Origin of the sequence: Aestuariivivens insulae, from assembly GCF_022662195.1 — a bacterium.
GTDB lineage: Bacteria > Bacteroidota > Bacteroidia > Flavobacteriales > Flavobacteriaceae > Aestuariivivens > Aestuariivivens insulae.
Map to the genome: position 1 here is coordinate 169481 of NZ_JAKMCS010000003.1, position 22664 is coordinate 192144.

The window sequence follows — 22664 nt, forward strand, 5'->3', positions numbered from 1 at the left end:
TTTTATTCTGGTACTTCGAGAGCCTCAGCCACCAGAATAAAATATAAGGATGCCGCTGCAATCCTTCACGCAAACGTTATAACGAATATAATTGGTTCGTATTTTAATTACAACCCCAGGGCGTTAAAGTTTTATGAAAGTTTTACGCAATAATCGAGTACAAATCCCCATTAATAACCTTCAAAATTCACAAAATCTTTTCCTCGAATATCTTACTACCCATTACTTAAAAAAACCACTATTAAGTAACATCGGGATGACCAGTCCAATCACTACAGATGAAATGACCATTACCCAATCACGCTTAGAAAACCTAAAAATGGTTTGCCCCAAATACCCTAAAAAGAGGACCATAAACACAATAATAATTTGTGATATTTCTATACCTAGGGCAAATTCAAGAAGCAATACCAATTTATTATCCGAGTCGCCTAAAAGCATTCTAAACTCTCGAGCAAAACCCAAACCATGAATCAGTCCAAAGAACAAGGTCGTAAAAAACAAAACCCCAACACGTTCTTTTTGCGCGCCTTTCCCAGCAGTAAACACGTTGTAAACCGCAACTACCAAAATAGTAACGGGAATTAAAAATTCCACCAATTGGGCGTCGAAACTCACTATGCCATAAGCAGCCAATATCAACGACAAGGTATGCCCCAAAGTAAACATAGAAACCAATAAAACAACCCGTTTCCAGTCCTTAAAAGCATAAGGCACCGTTAGGCTTATTAAAAAAAGTACATGGTCGTAGGCATTAATATCAAGAACATGGTTTATACCGTATTCTACATTAAACCAAAAATTTTCAAGCATGGTATATCTTTTTATTCAAGTTGCTAAATATACGATTTTAGTTGATAGTTCGGATGGCAATTTCAAAACCAAAATCAGAAACCATCACATAGCTACAGTTGTAGTTTACAATTTCAAATTATATGATCTGAAGACGAACAACCTACAAGCAATATAAGTTCCACATTTCCAATATCTAGCATCTAGCTTTTAACTTCTAGCCTCTAATCTCAAGCAACCCCATGAAACAAATAAAATATTCCTATATCTTTGTAGAGACTCATAATTCACAAGAGGCCCATGAAATGTCCATTAATATTAATCAACCAATCGATAATAATTTGGGCATTACACCTGCCTGCCGGCAAGGCAGATCAGTCCTTTGAAAAACATATATTATATAACAGATGAAATTTTTATATATTCTCAGTCTACTTGTATTGCTTTGTTCCTGTAAAAAGCAGGAAGCCACTCAAACTGATAATGAGACAGAACAAACCCTTAATCGGTCTATTACCGAAAGTGACGTCTCCAAAATTAAATATACCGAATTCGTTCTAAGCCCCGAAGCCCAAAAAGCCATCGAAAACTGGGCAGAATACAGCCAACTGCAAGAACAAATTGGCTATGTTAAAAAAGGGGATTTAAGTTATTTTAACGACAACAAAAAAGCCATTGAAACCCTGTTGAAGGGCTTGAATAAAAATATCCCAGACCACCTTAACGACAACGCCATATTAGCCAGGTTAAAAGCCATTGAAACCATAACATACAAACTTGAAGGCCTGGTACAGCTTTCTACATCTACAAAACCAGAACTTATAGATGGTATTAAAGAACTTTTAATTGCCGTCTCTAATTTAGACCTACAACTCAACAAGCTTATGGAGTTTAAACGCAATGATAGTATCCAAAAACCTTAATGGTTATGAAATCCTTAATCTATACGGTTGCCATTTTATTATCGCTTGTAGCCCAAGCACAATACAACCCCGATGCGCCTTGGATGAAAAACTTAAACACAACTTCCAAGAACCAAGCTTCAAAAGCTAACAAAGTTACTTTTAACACTATTGTTGAAGCCTTCAACACTTATTGGAAGGATAAAGACCCCAACACCAAAGGAAGCGGCCATAAACCCTTTAAGCGATGGGAAAATTACTGGGAACATTTTGTGAAGGATGATGGCACCCTACCATCTTCAAACGAACTTTGGAACACCTGGCTTGAAGTGCAACAGGCTAAAACAAGTAGTGTTAAGGCAGACTTAAGCGATTGGCAACCGGTAGGGCCGTTTAGCCATACCAATACCGGATCGTGGAGCTCGGGCCAAGGCCGTATCAATGCCATTATTGTAGATCCCAACAATAGCAATACGTATTATACAGGCGCCCCAGCAGGTGGTATCTGGAAATCTACAGATGCCGGCAGCAACTGGACACCCTTATCGGACAACTTACCGCAAATTGGTGTTTCGGGAATTGCCATTGACTATAACAATTCTGATATTATTTATATTGCCACTGGCGATGATGACAACGCAGACACCTATAGTGTTGGGGTGATGAAGTCAACCGATGGCGGTACCACATGGAATACTACGGGTCTAAATACAACCGCAGGACATCCAACCAATATGAACGACATTTATATGCACCCCTCCAATTCACAAATTCTTTGGGTAGCTACCAATAAAGGCGTTTACAAAACCATTGACGGCGGCACTAATTGGACCAACGCTAACGGCACGCAAAATTTGAATATTAAGGACCTTAAACTTAAACCAGGTGACCCTAACACCCTCTATGCTGTTACAGCAGACGCCTTTTATGTGTCTACCGATGGTGGGGACACTTTTACCACAAGTGGTTTTGGGTCCAACTTACCAGCATCCTCAAATCGATTAGTTATAGATGTTACACCTAACAACAATAGTGTGGTTTATGTATTAAGCGCATTAAACAATAATTTTCAGGGACTCTACAAGTCAACCGACTCTGGAGTCTCCTTTACACAAATGGCTGCCAGCACACCTTCTAATGTAGATCTTTTTGACGACAGTAAACAAGCGTACTACGATATGGCATTGGCTGTATCTAACACGAATGAAAATGAAATTTATGTTGGTGTACTAAATATTTGGAAATCCATTAACGGAGGAGCCAATTTCACTAAGGTCAACGAATGGTCGCAACCCAGTTCGGCCTCGTATTCGCATGCCGACATCCATTTGTTGCGTTTTTATGATGGTGTATTATTTGCCGGTACCGATGGCGGATTTTATAAAACCACAGATGGCGGCACCAATTTCACCGATTTAAGCAGCGGCTTACAAATTGGGCAGTTTTACAGGCTTAGTGTTTCTAAAGAAACATCAAATACAATGGTTGGCGGCTTGCAGGATAATGGGGGCTACGCCTATAATAACAATAACTGGCAAGTATATTATGGCGCAGACGGTATGGATACCGCTATACACCCCAGCAACACCAACTTGATGTACGGTTTTATACAATATGGAAGCAACCTATACCTATCAAATACAACAGGAGCTAGTAACGATGCTTATGTCCCTGCTCCTGATAACGAAACTGGAACTGATGATAGTGGTGGCAATTGGATAACCCCCTTAACCATGGATAAGGATGGCATATTGTATGCTGGTTATTCGAGCTTATATAAACTATGCGGTACAGAATGGGAAGCCATATCGCCTTCATTTGGAAATAATGTGAATATCGATTTTTTGGAAATTGATGACATTAACACCAATAACATATATATTGCCATCGACAAAACCTTAAGGAAAAGCACCGATAAGGGACAATCGTTTTCTACCGTTTATACGTTCTCTACAAACATCACTTCTATTGAAGTCAATAACAACGACAGCAATACCGTATACGTTACAACTGCTGGTGCTTCAAGTGGTGGTGTATACAAATCAACTGATGGCGGCACTACTTTTAACAGCATCACAGGCTCCCTCCCCAGCATAACCAAAAACATCATTAAACACCAGCCTTTACATAGCCAAAACCCTTTATTTTTAGGTACCAGCTTAGGTGTTTACAGATACGATGATACCATGGGCGATTGGGAAGCCTTTGGCAATAATTTACCTAACGTTTCGGTTAGGGATTTAGAGATTAATGTAAACGATGGCAATATCTCTGCAGCCACTTATGGCAGGGGCATATGGCAATCGGATATCCCAACAACATCCCAATCCGATGAAATTAGCCTAGAAGCCATACAGGGCATTGATGAACAAGTGGTTTGTGGTTCTATTGGTTCTATAAAAGCACTCGTAAAGAATAGAGGCACCAATACCATCAATTCGGTAACCGTAACCTATACCCTAGAAGGCAATAGCAACCAAACCGTTTGGAATGGCGCAATAACTTCCGGTAGCATACAATTGATTGACATTCCATCCATGAATGTTTCTGGCAGTGGCTTACAGGAATTAAAAATCAACACCACCATTACCAACGATGGCTTTTTAAGCAATAACGAGCTAACCGCTTCGTTTTACGCAAATACTTCAGGCATCATCAATACCGTAAATACTTTTGAAGCACCTTCTGATGACATCATTAATTTCAATGCCATGAGCAACTGCGATAGTAGCAGTGGTTATTGGGACCGTGGCATAGCTACGGGAAGTGTATTAAACACTGAAACTTCCAGCAATAATGTTTTTGGAACAAATTTAAGTGGCAATTATGACAATAATATAAAAAGCTATTTGGTTACCAATTGTTATGATTTATCCATTTTGGGCAGCCCCATGCTCAAATTCAAAATGGCTTTTGATTTAGAGGAAGATTGGGACATCCTTTATGTTGAATATTCTACCGATGCCGGTTTAAATTGGAACGTTTTAGGAACTGCCAATGACCCCAACTGGTACAATAGCGATACCTTACCGGAAACCAACTGCTTTAATTGCCCCGGCAAACAATGGACAGGAACCAATGCTACCCTGAAAGAATACAGTTACGATTTAACAGCCTTAAATAATGAAACCAACATCGTCTTTAGGTTTGTATTCCATTCCGATGAATATACGGTTAATGAAGGCGTTCTTATTGATGACTTAAGCATAGAAGGCACACTAAACGTTTCTGGTTTTGCTCCAGAAGTATTCAGGATATATCCCAATCCTTCCGAGTACCGCTTTAACATCAATACCAAAACCATGCAACACTTTGGTTTTAGCGTTACCGATATAACCGGAAAGTTAGTCATGCAACATCCGAAGGTAGAAGTCAAAAACAACAACTATACCTTAGATATGAGCCACTATGCTTCAGGAATTTACTTTTTGAATATCACTTCAGAACGTGGAAAAATCACCAAAAAACTGATTCTTAAGTAAAAAAAGAGCTGTCTAAAAAATTATTTATTTTGTCTAGAAGACAACTTTCAGTAATTTTTAAACAGCCTATAAAACTATTGTAACAAGTAAATTTTGGCTAAACAAACTTCTCGATACATACCGACGTTTACCGTCGGCACACTCGAAGTGACACCCAGAACTCTTATCCTAGACTCACCTTATTATTAATTATTAATTCTTAATTATTAATTCTTAGGCTGCGCCTCTTGTGCTTGCAATACTTGTTTTTGTCTTAACAGCTCATTCTTACTAATATTCACCAAGTTGAAGTTTGGTGCTATTTTTAATGTGGCATCCAAAATATCCACCGCAGCATCAATATTCGCTTTAGGATCTCTATTGTAGGTCAACAAGGCATTTAAATACATAAACGCCGATTTAAGCGATACTTGGTATGGCGTTTGGGTTTCGTAAAATGCTTTGGTTTCTTCTGGTTTTGAATTTGCTAAACCATAATTAATGTGCTCTTGGGCACCGGTAAGGTTTTTTAATTGCAGATTAAGCTCAGCCAATTCATAGGCAATTAAAGCACTAGGGCTTCTTTTAAATAGCTCTTCAAAATGCCCCACGGCCAATTGCGGTTGCTTAACGGCTTTTAGGGCAATGGCCTTCACCTCAACAGCAATATCAGAATCTGTTGCTGCTTTATCTATCCCAATGGTGTTTAAGGCTTGCACATGCTGCCCCTCACTCATATAAATATAAGCCAAGGTATCTTTTCTGGCCTGTGATGGCGCAATGACATTTAAATGCGTCATGGCATTGATAATACCCTGAACATCACCCTGGGCTTTCATTTGGGCATAATAGCCTTCAAAATGTTTTACTAACTCTGAATTACTCTGTGCATTTAAGTTAACTGCACTTACCATCAAAATCAACAGCAATAATCGTTTCATGTGTTTATTTTTAATTGTTCTTAATTGTCATACTTCGACTGAATTCCTATTTTACAGACTCTCAGTACAAGTATGTAACCTTACCTGTTTTCAATAATTATTCCTTTTCTTAATTAATAATTATTTCAAGATGAAGGTTTCATCTCTACTTATTTAAAAATTTTGCTAAATCTATAAAAATTTACCTATTAAACTCTTAAAAGAATGCTAATTAATTTATGGGACTGATATCGTTTTTTGAACTACAACGGCATCATTAAGCACAAAAGGCTTCGGCATCATAGCTGCTTCCCGTTTTGGGATTTCAAAAGTGCCATCCTGTAACAAATCGTATGACGCCTCTAAAAGTGTAAAACGCGTCTTTTGATTTTTAGGCACCTCAAATTCCAATGCCAACGAATCGTTATCGGCAACAAAGTAGCTAAGCAGTCTATTACTTTTAAATTTACCCTTGTTTTTCAATACCTGGCCATTGGCTTTAAACGATTGAAATGTAGTTAAGCTATCGGCAAACAATTCCATTCTATTAATAGGCCTTTGCGGTATTATGGCAAGCCTTACCTGCCTATACTCCCCAATAATTGTATCTTTAAAAACTTGAACGATAGGTTCACTTAACGCCTTTACTGGGGCGGCTTTAGTAAATGTAAACCCCGAATTGTATTTACTGTCAATAATATTGTTGTTCAGTGTTGAAGCATCTTCTGGCTGTTCCCCAAAAAATGGTGTGGTCCAATTATCCAACATCTTATCGTAAGTAGCCCAAATGGCTGTATTATCATCGGCATTATAAACATACAATAAGCTATTGGGTTTGGGGCGTTCACTGGAAAACCCAGATTGCAAATGTGCTGAAACAAAAAAATACAACGTTACCAATACACACAAATACCCCCACAGCTTTTTATGCTTAAAAAAGCCAAATACGGTAATGAGCAATCCAAAAATCAAAACCACCAAAGCGGTATTGGCAACCATCATTTTTAAACCAAGACCAACGGGAAAGAGTTTTACCAAAGGCACCAAAATAACCAACATGGGGACACTCAATAAAGCCATGGCAATACTATTGGGCTGTTTTTGCCGAATTATAACAAACAAACTCAATAATGCAAAGTAGACTGGAACAATAAAAAAGCTAGCACCCTTCAACTTTAAAGCGACGCCCAAACAAATGATTATCCATACCATTAGTGGCGCCACAAGCAAGCTTGCCGTATTGTTATTTCTATACACTTTATGGTAGACCCCCAAACAAATGGCAAGCGATAAAAACGTAAAGGCTGTAATATAAGCATAACCATTATAGGTAAACCCATGTAACATTTCGTTGTAATGCGGATAGATTGCTTTAAACATGGGCCATCCAAAATAACCAACCACTGCTGCCAGAATTAAGGCCGAAAAAATTGCCAAAAACCCCTTTCCTATTTCCTTAACCCTAAGCACTTCTTGTTTGAATCCATAAACCAACAATATGATAAATACAACCATGGCTATGATTAGCATAGGATAAATCCAAGAAAACGGATAGGACACCATTTTAAAAATAGGCGTATTAAAATAGACCTGCTCCTGGTCACTCTTTAAGTCCTCTAGGTTAGCTTCAGAAAAATAATGTAGCATAGGCATTAAGTAACGGCCTTGGTGTTCCAGGGTATTTCTATCCAAACGGTCGTAGTTATCCAGTTGGGTATGGTAGTCGAAATGATCGTCGATAAATGCAAAATTAAAGCCATCGATATCGCCATCTTCACGAAAAACAGTTAAATCGGTATCGTTAGGCAAAATTTTATAGATACTGTAAAATAGTGAGCTACTTACAGGAAAATCGGGATTGGCCTCGATAAACCCTTTTATTAACTTAGCATTCCCTTGATTAGTTTCAATAAACATCAAACTCGGGCCTCCACTACCCCTGGCTTCAAAATTTACTGCCAATCCAATATCTTTGGCCCATTCATGTTGGTTTACAAAAGTACTGGCGCCATTTAAACCTAATTCTTCAGCATCTGAAATTAAAACAACAATATCATTTTTTGGCGTTTTGTTGGCTTTCAAAAACGCCCTAAGTCCTTCTAAAATAGTTACTACGCCCGACCCTGCATCGCTTGCTCCTACGGAAGAATGCGGGTCGCTATCGTAATGGGTTAACAGCAAAAGGGCCTTGCCTTTTTCCCTCCCGCGTAAACACCCAATAATATTTTTAGGCTTTGCCAAGTTCCCAGAATCGTCAATAGAAAAATGCGTTTGAATTTGGGTTTCCAAACCTAAATCCTGTAATTGCTTTACAATATAATCCCGTACCCTATCATGCTCCTTGCTCCCTAAATAATGTGGGGCTTGGGCAATTTCCTTAAGATGAAGGAGCGCCCGATGTGTTGAGAATTGGGTCTCTGGACTGTCTATAGACGTTACTTCACTAGGCATAAGTGTTGAGAAACTCCAATATACAGTACAAATTATTACTGCTAAGGCTATGGCTTTTTTGATCATGGTTTAAAAGCTAACATGGTTATGCCATAAATGTACACAAATAAAGCCTGTTTTGAAACCAACTCCAAAAGAATGGATCAGGGCAAATGGCAAGCCACCGCGCTATCCGCTATAGTTTTTTAAAATTTTTGAATTTTAAAAAAGCTGCCGCTCCTATCGCTTTTGCAGAATTTCAGGCATTAAAAGCTAGTCCCAAACTTCCAGCCTCCAACCTCCAACTTCCAATCCCTAACATGCAGTAATCTTCGTTTTTTAGGAAAACTCAAAAAAAATAATTACATTTAGTTTTCTTAAAATTCAGTAATTATGGGAATAAAAAGTTTTCAAGGTGCTAGAAGGCAACAGGCCAATGCAATAGACGATACGCCTTTAAAGGTTAGTGATTATATGACACGGAATTTGATTACGTTTACCCCAGACCAAACCATTGAAAGCGTGATGCAAACGCTTATAAAAAACCGTATTTCCGGTGGACCGGTGGTTAATGACAAGAATGAACTTGTGGGCATAATCTCAGAAGGCGACTGTATTAAACAGATTAGCGAAAGCCGTTACTACAATATGCCCATGCAAGATAAAACCATTGAAAAGCATATGGTAACCAATGTTGAGACTATTGATGGCGACATGAATATTTTTGATGCAGCCAACAAGTTTTTAAATGCCAAGAGACGTCGGTTCCCTATTGTTGAAAACGGCAAATTAGTGGGACAGATAAGCCAAAAGGATGTGCTCAAGGCCGCTATGAAATTAAAAGGCCAAAATTGGTGGAATAAATCAAACCCCTCTATATAAAGGCGTTACAGCTTTGGGATAATCGGTAAAGATAAGCTTTTGATTGGGACCGCTTTCCAGTGCCGCAATTTTAGAATAGTTATGGCCATTAATGGGTTCGGTTACTGCTTTCCATTTGGCAATCCCTCCTACCGTTATGGTTTCACCAATTTCTATGATCCGTTCGGTATATTTTAATGTTTTATTGAATCCCAACCAGGTTTCACTTGTTACCCCTAAATCATTTAGCACCTCCTTAAATTCTGGTGTTGGACTATTAAAGACCCCTGACTTTACGCTTTGGTCTTCTACCATATAACTGTAAAAATTATTGGCACGCATTGAAGGCTTCACCATAACCAACTCGCCTTTTTGTTCTATAAAAAAATCCTGTATGTCTTCTTTTTTCACCAAGGTTTTCCAATGGGAACTCTTTCCTGTACTCACTTTCTGTTTGACTTCAAAAATATAGGCAACACAGGGCCGCTTGCTAAATGGGGCTATAAATGGTGTTGCTACTTCCAAAACTTTTCCCGTTACTTTGGTAGGTTCGTCATTTCGAAACTGGCTTACCCGCTTGTGCTTAAATTTGGCCAACTTTCTTAGCACCATATTTTTTCGGTTGAACACAACAGCCAGTATAATAATTAAGGCAATGGCACTAAAAGCCAGAACTGGAATAATTGGAAAAACTTTGGGACTTAAAAACATAAAGCGATGGTTATAACTATTGGTAAATATTTTATTAAAAATGTTACAATTTTAATTGTCCCGTTTTACCAAGGCATAATAATCACCTTCCAAGGGCAAATAGCCTTGATCGTACACAAAGTAATAGACCGTACCTGTTTTGGTGGTATATATACTGGTAAAATAATTAAAATCGAATCCTGCCTCTATGAGTTTTGCCCGTGAGGTCTTTGTTTTTTGTTCTGGGTTTAGGGCCTCTAATATCCGGTAATTTTTTCGCAAGCGGTTATTGGTATTCCGAATTAGGTTTTTACTGTCTTTGTTCACCCTATTGTTATAGGCATTCCTACAGGCATCGTCGCAGAATTTTTTATCTATTCTACCCACAATCTTTTCGCCGCATTCTAAACACAGTCTTTCCATAATTATCGGCTTAAAATTGGAATAAAGGCTTGCCAGGGCCCAACTTCATCTTTGTACTGCTTTGCCATCACCCTTACAATTTGGCCTATATGCCCTAAATCGTGCGTGACCCATGTAGCCAGTAATTGCCTTAAGGTAACACTGCCCAATTGAGGGTGCTTGCCTTTTAAATCGAGCTGGTCTTCGGTAAGGTTTAAAGCTTTAAACTGTTCTAAATTGTTGGCTCTAAACTCTGAAAACTCTTGTAGCAAGTCTGCAAGGCTTTTGCCTTTAGAGGCTTCAAATTGGGCAAACCTGTCAAAAGATTCAAAAGTTTTGTCGGCATTATCACTTAAAATTACCATTGTGCGTTCAATCCAATCGGTTTTTTCACCATGGATTAAGTGCCCAACAACATCAAAAGGGCTCCATGTGTTTTCTCCCTCATTCTGACCGATCCATTCTTCGGATAAATCTAAAAGAAGGATATTTAGGATTTTTGGCGTGCGTTCCAAAATTTCAAGTGCTTTTTCTATAGTATACTTCATAATTAAATGTTACCAGTTTCCCGCATAATTTAAGTCAAGTCCGCTTTTGGCCTTTAAAAAATGGTAATCCAAGCTTACTATTTGCCGAATGTGCAAATAATCGTGGGCGAGCCAATTGGCGAGGAACACACCTGCCGTCATCTCCCCTAATTTGGGATGTATAATGCTTTGGTTCCAATTTGCATCAATCCGTTCACGCAACCAAGCCACCGACAGTTGGCGTTCGTTTAAAAAAGCTGCTACAACTTCATGATAATCCCTAGACCTATAGCTGTGTTGAACCACCCAAGCTTCCGGATTAATGGAAGGCATTGGGTAATCTGGTTTTTCAAAAATATACCGAATACGTGCTTTAAAGTCTCTTTGTTCTTCGTCCAACAAATGACAGGTAATTTCCAAAAGATTCCATTTATTAACTTTTGGTCGCCAGAAGTATTCCTCTGTTGTCTTGTTTTGCAACAACCCCCTAAAAACGGTTTGGTTGCGCTCTAATGTGTTGGTAATGGCTTCTGGTTTCATGGGAACTAATGCATTAAAAAGCCTACGCTTCAATTAGTATATAATTTCAATACTGTGAATTTAAGAAAATTACCGCTTTCCAGGAGATGATTTTGTTATATATTTACTTACAAAATTTTCAATATGATTAAACTTATGAAGCTTTTGCTTTTAGCTTTAATGGTCTTCACGTTTTTGAATTGTTCTTCAGACGGCAATGATTGTCCAGATATTATAGAAATAAACCTAAATGATCCTGAAAGTATTAAACAGGCAGAAGATTGTGGATTAGCTCCAGCCGAGCCACTGGGAACCGTATGGGTTTCTGAACGTTATAGACAGCAACTTGAGTTAGAGACATTGAAAGTTGATTAAAATACTAAATAAGAATCAAGAAGGGTTTGAAAAGTTTTTTAGGCACCTGAACTTCACAAAACACAAAGCTCCTTTAAGCATATAGGTTTAGAGGCTGTGTTTCTGTTTTTTATTGTATTTTTATTTACTTGCTTATACGCTCCTTAGAATTTTCTCCATCTTTCGGCCTTTCGCCAACTCATCGACTAATTTGTCAAGATACCTGACTTGTCTTGTTAAGTGGTTTTCAATTTCTTCTATCCGGTATCCACAAATAACACCAGTAATCAAATGAGCGTTAGGGTTCAATTTTGCCCGCTTAAAAAAAGTTTCAAAAGTTACTTTTTCGTCAATAAGCTCGGCTATCGTATTTTTATCAAACCCTGTGAGCCATTCAATAACCTGATGCAACTCTTCTTTTGTCCTTCCTTTTTTTTCGACTTTGGTAACGTAGTGAGGATAGACAGATGCAAATGTCAACTTTGCTATTCGTTCATTATGTTCTGCTGTGATTTTCATATTACTTGAGTCTTTCTAATTTCCCTTTTCTTTTTATCAGGTTTTTATAATCCCACTGAATTTCTCTAGATTTTTGAAGCCATCTTTTTAAGTCGTTCGTATTAACGCTAGAAAGTGTGTTGTAAAAAATTGACGCGTCTTTAAATGTTTCGCCTTTGATATGCAATGCTTCTTCGTCGAAGTCGGAACCGCTCCAAAACATCAGTCTTACTCCTTTTTTCTGTCTGCTGTAACCAACTGTAGGGTTGCCGTCCAAGAACCAAACAGGATGAGCGTGCCAAATTTTACTTTCGGCTTCAGTTAATTCACTGTCAATAGTTTTAGCCAGTAAATCACAAATATTTTTGTCTTCCAAGGTTTGCCTGTCGTTGAATGCTTGAATGTCTGGATTCATTTTTTGTTGCTTTATTTTGACATAGCTAATGTGCTTGCATATGATTAGTAGCGATGTTAAGTAACTAATTTAACAAATAAAAAAACGAATAGAAAATTCTCGAGGATTTTCCGAATAGGTTAGAACCAAGCAATTATATATACACTGCTTACCACACGTTTTTATTTTATTTTCAGAAAATCAGTTGTTCGAGTTGATTTCTAATTGAAAATAGAAAAATTAAAATCAAAAGTGTAATCAGATTCGTTTTGAATTTCACTTTTTCTTGTTTTCTATATTCTAATATTATTCTATAAACTAAAAACCCACCAACAAATAAAATGGGCAGATAATTTAAAATCAAGTCAACATACCATAATTCCGCAATTCTACTTGAACTAGCTCCAGAGCCATATATTAGGAAAAAAGTCAAAATCTCAATAAAAATCATAAGTAGCAGAACTCCAAAAAATAGAATTGTCCTAATTCCAATTCCGAGATAATTTGTCTTAATTTTCAAAAAATCGGTAGTGTTCAATTCATCCAGCTTATTAGTTATCATTTTTTTCAAATGTGTGGCAACTATAAATATACATCATAAAACAAAAGCTTACATCTCCAGTCCTACTAAACTCGTAAATGCCTTACCATCGCATATAATGATATGGTCTAATAATTCTATGTTCAGTACTTCTGCTCCTTTCTTTATTTTTTGCGTGATTTTTATATCGGCTTCACTTGGCGTTGTGTCTCCCGATGGGTGGTTATGGCAAAGAATTAATCGTTTACATTTTTTGGCCACTGCAAAATTAAATACCTCAACAGGGTCTATATTGTTTTGGTTCAGTATCCCTATGGTGAGCAGTTCAATATATTCTATATCGTTCTTAATGTTAAGCATCTACAACGTTTTTGTATGGTTAGTTGCGTGTTTAAGCAACTAATTTAGCAAACAAAGACGTGCCAGAGAAAATTCCGAAGGAATTTTCCAAGTAGGCAATTGCTCAAGCAATGAATTATACACGTCTTACCCACTGTTTTTTATTTCGTTATTTTTAAATTTTATTGAATTCTATTTCAACATTTAGAAATCTGACTATTAAAATAAAAAGCTTTAAATTAACTACTAAATCAAAAAATTAGGTGGCGTTAAATAAATAGCGTATCTTTGCAGTTCAATAAAATATACTCTATTAGAGTTTTAAGGTAGTATTTAGTACAATTAGTTTTTACGAGTTTATCTCTTCTTTCCAATTTTATTTTTACAATTACTTTTTCAATAGTGTTATTAAGTTAATAGATTGTTTTTTCAGTCTAATTATAATTCTTTAGTATGCTTTTCTTAACTGGGATGTTTTTTATTGAGAAAAAATAATTAATAATTTAAAATTAAGTAAAGATGCAAGAAGGCACAGTAAAATTTTTCAACAATTCAAAAGGATTCGGATTTATTAAATCATCAGAAACAGGCGAAGAAATTTTCGTACATAATTCTGGTTTAACTGATGAAATTAGAGAAGACGACAAAGTAAAGTATAATACTGAACAAGGAAGAAAAGGATTAAATGCTATTAACGTAGAAGTTATAGATTAATTCATAAAAATATTTTATCCTTTAAAGATAAAAATTTGTTACAAGAAGACCGTTTTATTTAAGCGGTCTTTTTTTATGAATTAAAATAATTTTTATAAAAATCAGATTGGTTAAAACTCAACTTATTTCAATACGACTCTTGTTTTCAAGCTTTTGGGAACCGTTTATATGCAAGGATAGTTACGCGTGCAGGCAAATAACTTACTAAGATGGAACAAACCAGAGTAAAATCCATAGGATTTTCCTAGTAGACTAGAACCAAGCAATTATATTTACTCGGCTTGGCACACGTTTTTATTTTTCTAAATTCAAAAAATCTTCGAATAATTTAATATCCGTTGTGTATCCTTGTTCCTTTATTTTATTACCGTTTTTATCTAATATTACAAAGTATGGTTGATAATTATTCTTGAATTTTGTTTCTTGTAATTCAGAATGTTTTTGTCCAACATACTTGAGTGATTTCCCGTTTAATTTAGATTCCGTTCGCTCATTTTCGGGCAAACATTTTTTGTCATCAACATATAAGTTTACAAAATAAAATTCATTTTTAAGTTTCTCTTTAATTGAATTATCAGATAAGACGTAATGCTCAATTTTTCTTGCGTTTACACAAGCATATCCTGTGAAATAGAGCAGTAATGGCCTTTTTAGTTCAATGGATTTTTTTAAAAGATCCTCATAATTGACATTGCCTGCATTTTTAAAGATTCCGTCAAATTCTTGATTGTTTGACTTATTTTCTAATTGTTTAGGTTTTTGGGTTTCTCTGAAATTTGCAAAAACTTCTTTGTATGTTTTTTCTGGATTAGAATGTTCTTTTAAATAATCATAAAATTTATCCGTAAAATCAGAAGAAACTTGTAGTTTTTGAAAAAGAGGTTTGTCTTCTTCCCAGTTATTTATATCCGCTTTTCTTTTCTCTAGCTCATTAGAAATTTTAAAGAGTTCAATTGTCTTTTCATATTGCGGAGTTTTTTTAAATTCAATTATTTTGTCAAACAAGTTTTGGTAGGTTACCTTCCCGTTATTTTCGCTTATTAAAGGGACTAATAATGTCGCCAAAATAGGTCCGTTAGCTAAAAAATCAACATCAATTTGTTCCAACCCACACTCTATTAATTTGGAAAAAGTACCGTTCAAGATGTCTAAATCACTTTTCTCTGAAAAAGTTAAATTAATTTCTTCAGATAGAATTTTTTCACATTCTGTTTGGGAGTGAGATATTTCTGTCAAGAATTGAAATAATATAATGATTAGCAATATTCTTTTCATAAGTGTGGTAACTAAATATACATCATAAAAACAAAAACTTACATCTCCAGTCCAACTAAACTCGTAAATGCCTTACCATCGCATATAATGATATGGTCTAATAATTCTATGTTCAGTACTTCTGCTCCTTTCTTTATTTTCTGCGTGATTTTTATATCGGCTTCACTGGGTGTTGTATCTCCCGATGGGTGGTTATGGCAAAGAATTAATCGTTTACATTTTTTGGCCACTGCAAAATTAAATACCTCAACAGGGTCTATATTGTTTTGGTTCAGTATCCCTATGGTTAGCAGTTCAATATATTCTATATCGTTCTTAATGTTTAGTCCTATGGTCCAGAAATATTCCTTTTTCCTGTGTAATTTATTCTGTCTTAGAAGAATCTTGCGCATGATACGGGCAATATCCCGCGAATCCTCTATGCGTGTACTTTCATTTTTTGGAATGCGTACGTTCATTTCATTTTAGTTTTATCAAATATAAGATTATTCCGAATAAAGTTAAAAGAAACATCTAGCAGCTTAAAATTCTTAGTGTCAAGGCTGATTTTATATTGAAGGTTCAGTTCACACCAATACTATAGAGAACTTTTGGAGTGTTTTAAAGCGTGGTCTTTATGGTGTTTACCACCAAGTAAGCGACAAGCATTTAGAGCGCTATTTAGATGAGTTTAGCGCACGTTTTAACACACGCTCCTTGACAAGTCAAGAAAGGTTTGAAAAGTTTTTGTTAGAAAGTGAAAGTACTTTGAGCTATAAGAGATTAACTTCAAAATAAGTAAAAAGATTTGTACTTTTACAGAAGTATATATTTATAACCACACTTATAAAATAAGAAACGCACCATTTCTGGTGCGTCGGGCTAAGGATACTATCCTTAGTGATGTTTTGTAGTGCAAAAATACAAAAAAAAGTTGGCAATCTTCAAAAAAAATGTTAAAAAACAACGTGTGATAGTATATGTAGATGGTTTTAACCTGTATTTTGGCATGACATCTAAGTATAAGAAAATTAAATGGTTAGACTTACTTTCACTATCAAAAGAACTACTAAAACCTCACCAAGAATTAGTAGAGGTTAAGTACTTCACAGCAAGAATAAAAAAGGATCCTCTAAAGCAAAAAAGACAATCAACCTATATAGATGCCTTAGAGGATTCTGGCGTAAAAATAATACCTGGGAAATATCTATCAAAACCTAAAATATGTTTTAATTGTGGGTCAAAATGGAAAAGCAACGAAGAAAAGATGACAGATGTTAATATTTCTGTTAGTTTGATTATTGATGCTATGAATAATAGGTACGATAAAGCAATTTTAATCTCTGGTGATAGTGATTTAGCCCCTCCAATTAAAGCTGTGCATGATAATTTTAATAACAAACATGTCATTGTATTTTTTCCGCCTAATAGAGCAAATAAAGCTATTCAAAAAGTAGCAAGAAGTTCATTTGTATTGGGTAGAAAAAACTTATCAGATAATCAATTTAAGGAAAAAATAACACTTAAAAATGGTGTTGAAATTGAAATTCCAAATGAATGGAAATGATTAACTTTGTACTATGAACAAAGAAAAAGGCAAAAAGCCAAAAGAAAAGCCTTTACACGTTAAGGGAACTTTGGACGACGTATTAAAGGTTTCCGTACCAAAGAAACCAAAGGACAAAAAATAGTCCTACGCTCATTGACTGCAATAGTTTGGTCAGGCTTTGGATAGCTAGCAAGAGCGCAACTGGGAATCGTTGAATTAGTAACGGTCAAAGGTGGGTCAAATGAATTGCGTACTTCTCAAAAAAACGGACTTTCCCGTTTTTATAAAATCTCTTTATAATCTTGTGGTAAATTGTATATAGATGCCATACTAAGCATCAAAATATCCATTTCCAAACGACTACAAACATTTACAAACGAATCTAAACAAGTAACACCCGAATAAGCCCGAAAAACCATTCCAAATTTGCACTGTCGATACATAAGAACTCGATAGTATCAATTGTTTAACGTTCCTGAAATAAATTCAGGATAAAAAAATTAAAATTATGAACACGCTTAGAAACAAAGTACAGTTGATTGGTAGATTAGGGCAAGACCCAGAAATTATCACTTTTGAAGATGGTGCTAAAATGGCACGGTTTAATTTGGCTACAGACGATAGCTACAAAGACAAAGAAGGCAACAAGGTAGAACGCACTTACTGGCACCAAGTTGTTGTTAAAGGTGGCTTAGTAAAGGTGGTTGAAAACTATATCACCAAAGGCAAAGAAATTGCCATCGAGGGAAAACTAGTCTCTCGCACTTATGATGATAAGGATGGGAACAAACGTTACCTAACAGAAATTGCATGTCATGAGCTATTAATGCTTAGTAAATAATATCTCCGGTATTTTTTTGTAAACGGGACTCGTGGTTACGGGTCCCGTTTTTGATAATCTGTGCCCCGATAATTAATTTAACCGTTATTAATGTTATGCGCTAAAGCAGAATTCCGTCAAAGAAAAACACCTTTCGAATTTGAGAAAGGTGTTTTATTTAATTTATCCGTTGCTAATCCTGGATGTCTAATTGAAGAAAATTTGCGGCATTGTTATATAGAATGTCTCTTTTTTGTTCCTCGGTCAAAAAGTCGGCTTCTTCAATGGCCTCAATGCCTTTTTCAATCATTTCGGGCCAACGCATTTGATCTGAACCAAACATCAACCTTTTTCCAAGACCTGCATTTACAAGTGCTTTAAGGTGATTGTAAAAAGCTGGTCGGGGAATCACCCAGGTAATAGTCGATACATCTCCATAGAGTTGTGGATATTGGTACATCATGGCAATCATTTCATTTAGATAGGGATATCCCGAATTCTCCACAAAAAGCCTAAGTTTAGGATGGCGCACCAAGACGTCTTCCAACAGCAATGGACTTCCTAAAGCAGATCGGAAACTAGGCAAATAGGGTCCAATTCCCGCAGTATGTATAAGAGTGGGTAAGTTATATTCTTCGGCCAAAGCGAAATAAGGCTCAAGTTTTGGGTCGTTGGGAGCAGTGCCCGTAAGTTGTGTGGCAATCTCTCCCATACCTGTAAAAAACCCCTCTTCATATTTCTGCCTAAGATCTTCTGCTTTGGGTTGCCCAGCCATCAAGATAAAGGGTGAAGCAATAAAACGATCTGGAGCTGCTTCAACCCACTTTGCAACAATAGCAGGATCGAGCCCACTTAAATGGGCTTTTACAATATTGTAACGGTCCATTATCTCCAGGGTTCTTTTTAATGTTTCCTCATGATTGGCCGTAGCATGACCTACTCCCTCGCAGGGATCTGGCCTACAGAGAGACGGTTCTCCTCCATGATATTCGTGCGGAGGAAGGTCGGCATGCAAATGCATGTCTATTATGGGTGGTCGCTCCTGACTAAATGAAGGCAAGGACAACTGACCCATAAGCAAGTACAATGAAAAAATTACAAGTGCTTTCATATTAGTTGATTTTATAAGGGCTAATTGTCATGGATGTTAAGGACAGGCAAGAAGTATAACAACGGTTGCGTTTGGCCCTATAAATTTACAAATTACTTGACAAACCTTCAAATAACCAATCTACATTATCATACTGATATAGAGAGTAATGAGCTGTAAAAACTATAGCTATTTAACGTGAGTTTCTATGTTATTAATGATAGGAAAGAATCTACGGAAATGTCTAAAAGCCTAAAAGGTTGAAGGCACAAGATAAATCACTTTTCAGAAAACCTCTTAACCTAAGTTCGTTTAAAAATAGTTAAGCTAAATTGAATATAAGCATTAGGAAACCAGTTGTTTGTCATTTAGAAAGAGCGAAGCATGAGCGACGAGAAATCTCATCAAGATGGGATTCCTCCCCATATCTCGTTCGGAATGACAGATTGCATCGCAGAATCATCTTAACTGACTTAAAATCAATTAAATAAAATCGAACTCAAGTTTTTATTATTTTACGTTATCCAGATTATAATAGCCGCCCTTATTTTCGGTTCTCTGCAACGACTGATTGATAATTAAATGCGCTACGTTAACCATATTTCGTAATTCGCAAAGTGAAGTGGTAATCTTGGAAGCTTTATATAAATCTTCGACCTCGTTATAAATTAAATCGAGGTGCTTTATGGCTTTGGTTAAACGGCTATTGCTACGTACTATACCTACATAGTTTCGCATTAAGGCTTGCAACTGCCTTAGGTTATGCTGTATTAACACATGTTCCTTGGCTATGGTCGTTCCTTCATCGCTCCAATCGGGAATAGCAACCTCAACATCCTGAAGTTCATGGGTACTGTGATATTTAAAAATATTATGGGCATAGACCAAGGCTTCCAGCAATGAGTTTGAAGCCAGTCTGTTGGCGCCATGCAAGCCTGTTCGCGTACATTCACCACAGGCAAACAAATTGGGCACCGAGGTTTTCCCTGCTTTATCTACCACAATACCACCACACAAATAATGCGATGCCGGCACCACGGGAATCCAATCTTCTTCAATATTTATATGGTTCGCCTTGCATTTATCATAAATATTGGGGAAATGGATTTTGAACCTTTCAATATCCAAATGGGTACAGTCTAAAAACACATGGGTCTCACCTGTTTTTTTCAGCTCGTTATCAATGCTTTGCGACACAATATCGCGGGAGGCCAATTCGGCACGCGCATCGTAATCCAACATAAACCGCTTGCCTGATTTATTTCGTAAGTAGGCACCAAAGCCCCTAACAGCTTCCGATATTAAAAACGACGATTCGCCTTCTACTTCATATAAGGCCGTAGGATGAAATTGCACAAACTCCATATCCTTAATCAGGGCCTTGGCTCGATATGCCATCGCAATACCATCACCAGTGGCAATAACCGGATTGGTAGTATGGCCATACACACGACCTATACCGCCCGACGCCAATAATGTGCTTTTAGAAGTTATGGTGAAAATGCTATTGTCTTCCTGGTCGAAAACATAGGCTCCATAACAGGCATCTGCTTTGGGCTTTTGGCCTTTAATATGATGGTTTGTAATTAAATCGATAGCAAAATGATGCGGCAAAAGGGTAATATTATCCAACTGATGGGCTCTTGCCAACAAGGCCCGCTCTATTTCTGCCCCGGTAATATCTTTGTGGTGCACCACGCGGTATTCGGAATGCCCGCCTTCTTTACCCAAATCCAGGTTACCACTTTTATCGACATCAAAATTGGCTCCCCACGCGACAAGCTCCTTAAACCGTTGTGGTCCTTCTTTAATGACCATTTCAACCACGGCTTCATCGCACAGGCCATCTCCAGCAATTAGGGTGTCTTCAATATGCTTTTTAAAGGAGTCCTTTTCATCGTCTAAAACCACGGCAACACCGCCTTGGGCATACTTGGTATTAGACTCTTCTTCGCTGGATTTAGTAACAACGGTTACCTGTCTATTAGGAAATTTCTCGGCTATTTTTACCGAAAACGTTAAGCCCGCTATACCGGAACCAATTACTAAATAGTCTGTAGTCATTATAATTATTTAGACAGCTCTAACATACGCTCAATAGGGAGTAAAGCACGATCTATTATGGCTTTATCTACTTCTATTTGCGGCGATTCGTTTAACAAACAATCGTAGAGCTTTTGCATGGTATTCATTTTCATGAAATGGCACTCACTACAGGCACAGGTATTATCTTCTTTTGCTGGCGCAGGGATCAATTCTGTATTTGGCATTTCTTCTTGCATTTTGTGCAAAATACCTGCCTCTGTAGCCACAATAAATTTTTGGTCTTGGTGCTGCTTCACATAATTGATCATACCGGATGTAGAGCCAATATAAGTGGCCGTATTCAATATATGGTCTTCCGACTCTGGATGTGCTATAATTTTATAATCTGGGTGTTTTTTATGAAGTTCAATTAACTTATCCATTGAAAATGCTTCATGTACGATACAGCTACCATCCCAAAGCAACATGTCGCGTCCTGTTTCTTTGATAATATACGCCCCCAAGTTTTTGTCCGGGGCAAAAATCATAGGAGTCTCTTTAGGTATGGACTGTACAATTTTTAAAGCATTTGAGGATGTACATACAATATCACTCAACGCCTTGATTTCTGCAGAACAGTTCACATAAGTAATCACCACATGGTTAGGGTGTGCTTCCGTAAATTGTTTAAAAGCCTCTGGCGGACAAGAATCTGCCAAAGAACAGCCCGCATTTAGATCGGGCAATACTACGGTTTTGTTTGGGTTTAATATTTTGGCAGTCTCGGCCATAAAATGCACCCCTGCAAATACAATAATATCGGCATCTGTCTCGGCGGCTTTTTGCGACAAGCCTAAACTGTCTCCTACATAATCGGCAATATCCTGTATTTCTGGCACTTGATAATAATGTGCCAAAATCACGGCGTTCTTTTCTTCTTTTAGGCGTTGTATCTCTTTTACTAAATCCATAGCTATCTCTTCAGAATACATGTCAATACACTTGACTTCCAGTAATCAATATTTTTTTGCAAATATCTTAATTATTTTTTAATGGTTAATGAAACCTCTTTTTTTATTATGTTTGAATTAAATACCGACCATGTTATCTATTGCTTGTAAAAATGCCATTCGTTCTGTTTTATATTTAGCCCTTAAGAGCAACGGAGAGAATAAAGTAGGTGCAAAATCAATTGCAAACGCATTGGATATACCACAACCTTTCCTCTCTAAATTATTGCAACAGCTGGCTAAAAACAACTTGGTATCATCAACCAAAGGCCCTAATGGTGGATTTTATTTATCTGAAAAAAATAAAGAAAATACCATTTGGGATATCATTATAAGTATCGATGGCGGAAATAAATTTGATGAGTGCTTTTTGGGTTTATCGGTTTGTGACGATAAAAACCCCTGCCCAGTTCATGCTATTGTAGCTCCTTTTAAGGTTTATATTACTGAAAACTTTAGAGGTAAAACAATTCTCGAATACAGCAATGAAATAAAAAAAACAGGGAAACTTATCTCCTTAAAAGATTTTAATCCTTTAGGAGATAAGATTAACAAGAGCTCATAAACAGTTA

Annotated in this window: 23 protein-coding genes and 1 pseudogene; 9 read left to right on the top strand and 15 right to left on the bottom strand. The window is 36.8% G+C overall.

Annotated features, from left to right (window positions below; translation table 11 throughout):
- Positions 1-222 precede the first annotated feature (222 nt).
- Positions 223-813 carry a HupE/UreJ family protein gene (locus tag MR062_RS05035; RefSeq protein ID WP_242202996.1) on the bottom strand — a complete coding sequence of 197 codons (591 nt, stop codon included), beginning with the start codon at positions 811-813 and terminating at the stop codon, positions 223-225.
- A 386-nt stretch (positions 814-1199) separates the two neighbouring features.
- On the opposite strand from MR062_RS05035, the gene MR062_RS05040 reads away from it, so the two are divergent.
- Together MR062_RS05040 and MR062_RS05045 are read left to right on the top strand one after the other, a co-directional pair.
- Positions 1200-1715: a hypothetical protein gene (locus MR062_RS05040; protein WP_242202997.1), complete on the top strand. Its 516-nt coding sequence runs from the start codon at positions 1200-1202 to the stop codon at positions 1713-1715.
- Between the two features lie 5 nt (positions 1716-1720).
- Positions 1721-5176 carry a T9SS type A sorting domain-containing protein gene (locus MR062_RS05045; protein ID WP_242202998.1) on the top strand — a complete coding sequence of 1152 codons (3456 nt, stop codon included), beginning with the start codon at positions 1721-1723 and terminating at the stop codon, positions 5174-5176.
- Between the two features lie 206 nt (positions 5177-5382).
- On the opposite strand, the gene MR062_RS05050 is transcribed toward MR062_RS05045, so the two are convergent.
- The gene (locus MR062_RS05050; RefSeq protein ID WP_242202999.1) at positions 5383-6096 is read right to left on the bottom strand and encodes a hypothetical protein; all 714 of its coding nucleotides are present in this window, start codon (positions 6094-6096) and stop codon (positions 5383-5385) included.
- A 216-nt stretch (positions 6097-6312) separates the two neighbouring features.
- Entirely contained in the window at positions 6313-8592 is a 2280-nt protein-coding gene (locus MR062_RS05055; protein WP_242203000.1) for a M20/M25/M40 family metallo-hydrolase, read from the bottom strand.
- 306 nt (positions 8593-8898) lie between these two features.
- Here MR062_RS05055 and MR062_RS05060 point away from each other — a divergent pair, with 306 nt between their 5' ends.
- On the top strand, positions 8899-9387 hold the full coding sequence (locus tag MR062_RS05060) for a CBS domain-containing protein (RefSeq protein ID WP_242203001.1): 489 nt from the start codon (positions 8899-8901) through the stop codon (positions 9385-9387).
- Here MR062_RS05060 and MR062_RS05065 read toward each other — a convergent pair.
- Genes MR062_RS05065 through MR062_RS05080 form a run of 4 tightly spaced genes read right to left on the bottom strand, consistent with a single transcriptional unit; the run spans position 9370 to position 11558 of the window.
- Positions 9370-10077, bottom strand: a complete 708-nt coding sequence (locus MR062_RS05065; RefSeq protein ID WP_242203002.1) for a hypothetical protein — start codon at positions 10075-10077, stop codon at positions 9370-9372. The genes MR062_RS05060 and MR062_RS05065 overlap by 18 nt on opposite strands.
- 51 nt (positions 10078-10128) lie before the next feature.
- On the bottom strand, positions 10129-10479 hold the full coding sequence (locus MR062_RS05070) for a hypothetical protein (protein ID WP_242203003.1): 351 nt from the start codon (positions 10477-10479) through the stop codon (positions 10129-10131).
- Positions 10480-10481: 2 nt separating this feature from the next.
- Positions 10482-11006: a DinB family protein gene (locus MR062_RS05075; protein WP_242203004.1), complete on the bottom strand. Its 525-nt coding sequence runs from the start codon at positions 11004-11006 to the stop codon at positions 10482-10484.
- Between the two features lie 9 nt (positions 11007-11015).
- Positions 11016-11558: a DinB family protein gene (locus tag MR062_RS05080; protein ID WP_242203005.1), complete on the bottom strand. Its 543-nt coding sequence runs from the start codon at positions 11556-11558 to the stop codon at positions 11016-11018.
- 102 nt (positions 11559-11660) lie between these two features.
- Here MR062_RS05080 and MR062_RS05085 point away from each other — a divergent pair, with 102 nt between their 5' ends.
- Complete coding sequence (locus MR062_RS05085) at positions 11661-11879, top strand: hypothetical protein (RefSeq protein ID WP_242203006.1); 219 nt, start codon at positions 11661-11663, stop codon at positions 11877-11879.
- 132 nt (positions 11880-12011) lie between these two features.
- On the opposite strand, the gene MR062_RS05090 is transcribed toward MR062_RS05085, so the two are convergent.
- From MR062_RS05090 to MR062_RS05100, 3 genes are all read right to left on the bottom strand, one after another.
- Positions 12012-12377 (bottom strand): DUF2200 domain-containing protein, encoded by a 366-nt coding sequence (locus tag MR062_RS05090; protein WP_242203007.1) that lies wholly within the window; start codon positions 12375-12377, stop codon positions 12012-12014.
- A gap of 1 nt (position 12378) precedes the next feature.
- The gene (locus MR062_RS05095) at positions 12379-12771 is read right to left on the bottom strand and encodes a DUF1801 domain-containing protein (protein WP_242203008.1); all 393 of its coding nucleotides are present in this window, start codon (positions 12769-12771) and stop codon (positions 12379-12381) included.
- A gap of 589 nt (positions 12772-13360) precedes the next feature.
- Positions 13361-13651, bottom strand: a complete 291-nt coding sequence (locus MR062_RS05100; protein ID WP_242203009.1) for a JAB domain-containing protein — start codon at positions 13649-13651, stop codon at positions 13361-13363.
- Between the two features lie 498 nt (positions 13652-14149).
- Between MR062_RS05100 and MR062_RS05105 the strand changes: the two genes are divergently transcribed.
- Entirely contained in the window at positions 14150-14344 is a 195-nt protein-coding gene (locus MR062_RS05105) for a cold-shock protein (protein ID WP_242203010.1), read from the top strand.
- 294 nt (positions 14345-14638) lie between these two features.
- Here MR062_RS05105 and MR062_RS05110 read toward each other — a convergent pair whose 3' ends face one another.
- Complete coding sequence (locus tag MR062_RS05110; RefSeq protein WP_242203011.1) at positions 14639-15619, bottom strand: thioredoxin family protein; 981 nt, start codon at positions 15617-15619, stop codon at positions 14639-14641.
- A gap of 38 nt (positions 15620-15657) precedes the next feature.
- The gene (locus MR062_RS05115; protein ID WP_242203012.1) at positions 15658-16077 is read right to left on the bottom strand and encodes a JAB domain-containing protein; all 420 of its coding nucleotides are present in this window, start codon (positions 16075-16077) and stop codon (positions 15658-15660) included.
- 91 nt (positions 16078-16168) lie between these two features.
- On the opposite strand from MR062_RS05115, the pseudogene MR062_RS17730 reads away from it, so the two are divergent.
- The 3 genes and pseudogenes from MR062_RS17730 to MR062_RS05130 form a co-directional block, all read left to right on the top strand.
- Positions 16169-16306, top strand: a pseudogene (locus tag MR062_RS17730) (transposase); the annotation flags it as partial.
- A gap of 226 nt (positions 16307-16532) precedes the next feature.
- Complete coding sequence (locus MR062_RS05125; RefSeq protein WP_242203013.1) at positions 16533-17165, top strand: NYN domain-containing protein; 633 nt, start codon at positions 16533-16535, stop codon at positions 17163-17165.
- A 490-nt stretch (positions 17166-17655) separates the two neighbouring features.
- Entirely contained in the window at positions 17656-17988 is a 333-nt protein-coding gene (locus MR062_RS05130; protein WP_242203014.1) for a single-stranded DNA-binding protein, read from the top strand.
- A gap of 172 nt (positions 17989-18160) precedes the next feature.
- Here the strand turns inward: MR062_RS05130 and MR062_RS05135 are convergent, their stop codons facing one another.
- The 3 genes from MR062_RS05135 to nadA form a co-directional block, all read right to left on the bottom strand.
- Complete coding sequence (locus MR062_RS05135) at positions 18161-19078, bottom strand: amidohydrolase family protein (protein WP_242203015.1); 918 nt, start codon at positions 19076-19078, stop codon at positions 18161-18163.
- A gap of 489 nt (positions 19079-19567) precedes the next feature.
- Positions 19568-21121 carry an L-aspartate oxidase gene (gene nadB / locus MR062_RS05140; protein WP_242203016.1) on the bottom strand — a complete coding sequence of 518 codons (1554 nt, stop codon included), beginning with the start codon at positions 21119-21121 and terminating at the stop codon, positions 19568-19570.
- A 5-nt stretch (positions 21122-21126) separates the two neighbouring features.
- Positions 21127-22053 (bottom strand): quinolinate synthase NadA, encoded by a 927-nt coding sequence (nadA, locus tag MR062_RS05145; protein WP_242203017.1) that lies wholly within the window; start codon positions 22051-22053, stop codon positions 21127-21129.
- Between the two features lie 130 nt (positions 22054-22183).
- Here nadA and MR062_RS05150 point away from each other — a divergent pair, with 130 nt between their 5' ends.
- Positions 22184-22657, top strand: a complete 474-nt coding sequence (locus MR062_RS05150; protein WP_242203018.1) for an RrF2 family transcriptional regulator — start codon at positions 22184-22186, stop codon at positions 22655-22657.
- The last annotated feature ends 7 nt before the right edge of the window (positions 22658-22664 follow it).

Coding starts and splice junctions, on each gene's coding strand:
- MR062_RS05090 (WP_242203007.1), bottom strand. CDS start 12,377: ATGAAAATCACAGCAGAACATAATGAACGAATAGCAAAGTTGACATTT.
- MR062_RS05105 (WP_242203010.1), top strand. CDS start 14,150: ATGCAAGAAGGCACAGTAAAATTTTTCAACAATTCAAAAGGATTCGGA.
- MR062_RS05070 (WP_242203003.1), bottom strand. CDS start 10,479: ATGGAAAGACTGTGTTTAGAATGCGGCGAAAAGATTGTGGGTAGAATA.
- MR062_RS05060 (WP_242203001.1), top strand. CDS start 8,899: ATGGGAATAAAAAGTTTTCAAGGTGCTAGAAGGCAACAGGCCAATGCA.
- MR062_RS05035 (WP_242202996.1), bottom strand. CDS start 813: ATGCTTGAAAATTTTTGGTTTAATGTAGAATACGGTATAAACCATGTT.
- MR062_RS05055 (WP_242203000.1), bottom strand. CDS start 8,592: ATGATCAAAAAAGCCATAGCCTTAGCAGTAATAATTTGTACTGTATAT.
- MR062_RS05100 (WP_242203009.1), bottom strand. CDS start 13,651: ATGCTTAACATTAAGAACGATATAGAATATATTGAACTGCTCACCATA.
- nadA (WP_242203017.1), bottom strand. CDS start 22,053: ATGGATTTAGTAAAAGAGATACAACGCCTAAAAGAAGAAAAGAACGCC.
- MR062_RS05130 (WP_242203014.1), top strand. CDS start 17,656: ATGAACACGCTTAGAAACAAAGTACAGTTGATTGGTAGATTAGGGCAA.
- nadB (WP_242203016.1), bottom strand. CDS start 21,121: ATGACTACAGACTATTTAGTAATTGGTTCCGGTATAGCGGGCTTAACG.
- MR062_RS05115 (WP_242203012.1), bottom strand. CDS start 16,077: ATGAACGTACGCATTCCAAAAAATGAAAGTACACGCATAGAGGATTCG.
- MR062_RS05150 (WP_242203018.1), top strand. CDS start 22,184: ATGTTATCTATTGCTTGTAAAAATGCCATTCGTTCTGTTTTATATTTA.
- MR062_RS05065 (WP_242203002.1), bottom strand. CDS start 10,077: ATGTTTTTAAGTCCCAAAGTTTTTCCAATTATTCCAGTTCTGGCTTTT.
- MR062_RS05085 (WP_242203006.1), top strand. CDS start 11,661: ATGAAGCTTTTGCTTTTAGCTTTAATGGTCTTCACGTTTTTGAATTGT.
- MR062_RS05095 (WP_242203008.1), bottom strand. CDS start 12,771: ATGAATCCAGACATTCAAGCATTCAACGACAGGCAAACCTTGGAAGAC.
- MR062_RS05040 (WP_242202997.1), top strand. CDS start 1,200: ATGAAATTTTTATATATTCTCAGTCTACTTGTATTGCTTTGTTCCTGT.
- MR062_RS05045 (WP_242202998.1), top strand. CDS start 1,721: ATGAAATCCTTAATCTATACGGTTGCCATTTTATTATCGCTTGTAGCC.
- MR062_RS05075 (WP_242203004.1), bottom strand. CDS start 11,006: ATGAAGTATACTATAGAAAAAGCACTTGAAATTTTGGAACGCACGCCA.
- MR062_RS05110 (WP_242203011.1), bottom strand. CDS start 15,619: ATGAAAAGAATATTGCTAATCATTATATTATTTCAATTCTTGACAGAA.
- MR062_RS05050 (WP_242202999.1), bottom strand. CDS start 6,096: ATGAAACGATTATTGCTGTTGATTTTGATGGTAAGTGCAGTTAACTTA.
- MR062_RS05135 (WP_242203015.1), bottom strand. CDS start 19,078: ATGAAAGCACTTGTAATTTTTTCATTGTACTTGCTTATGGGTCAGTTG.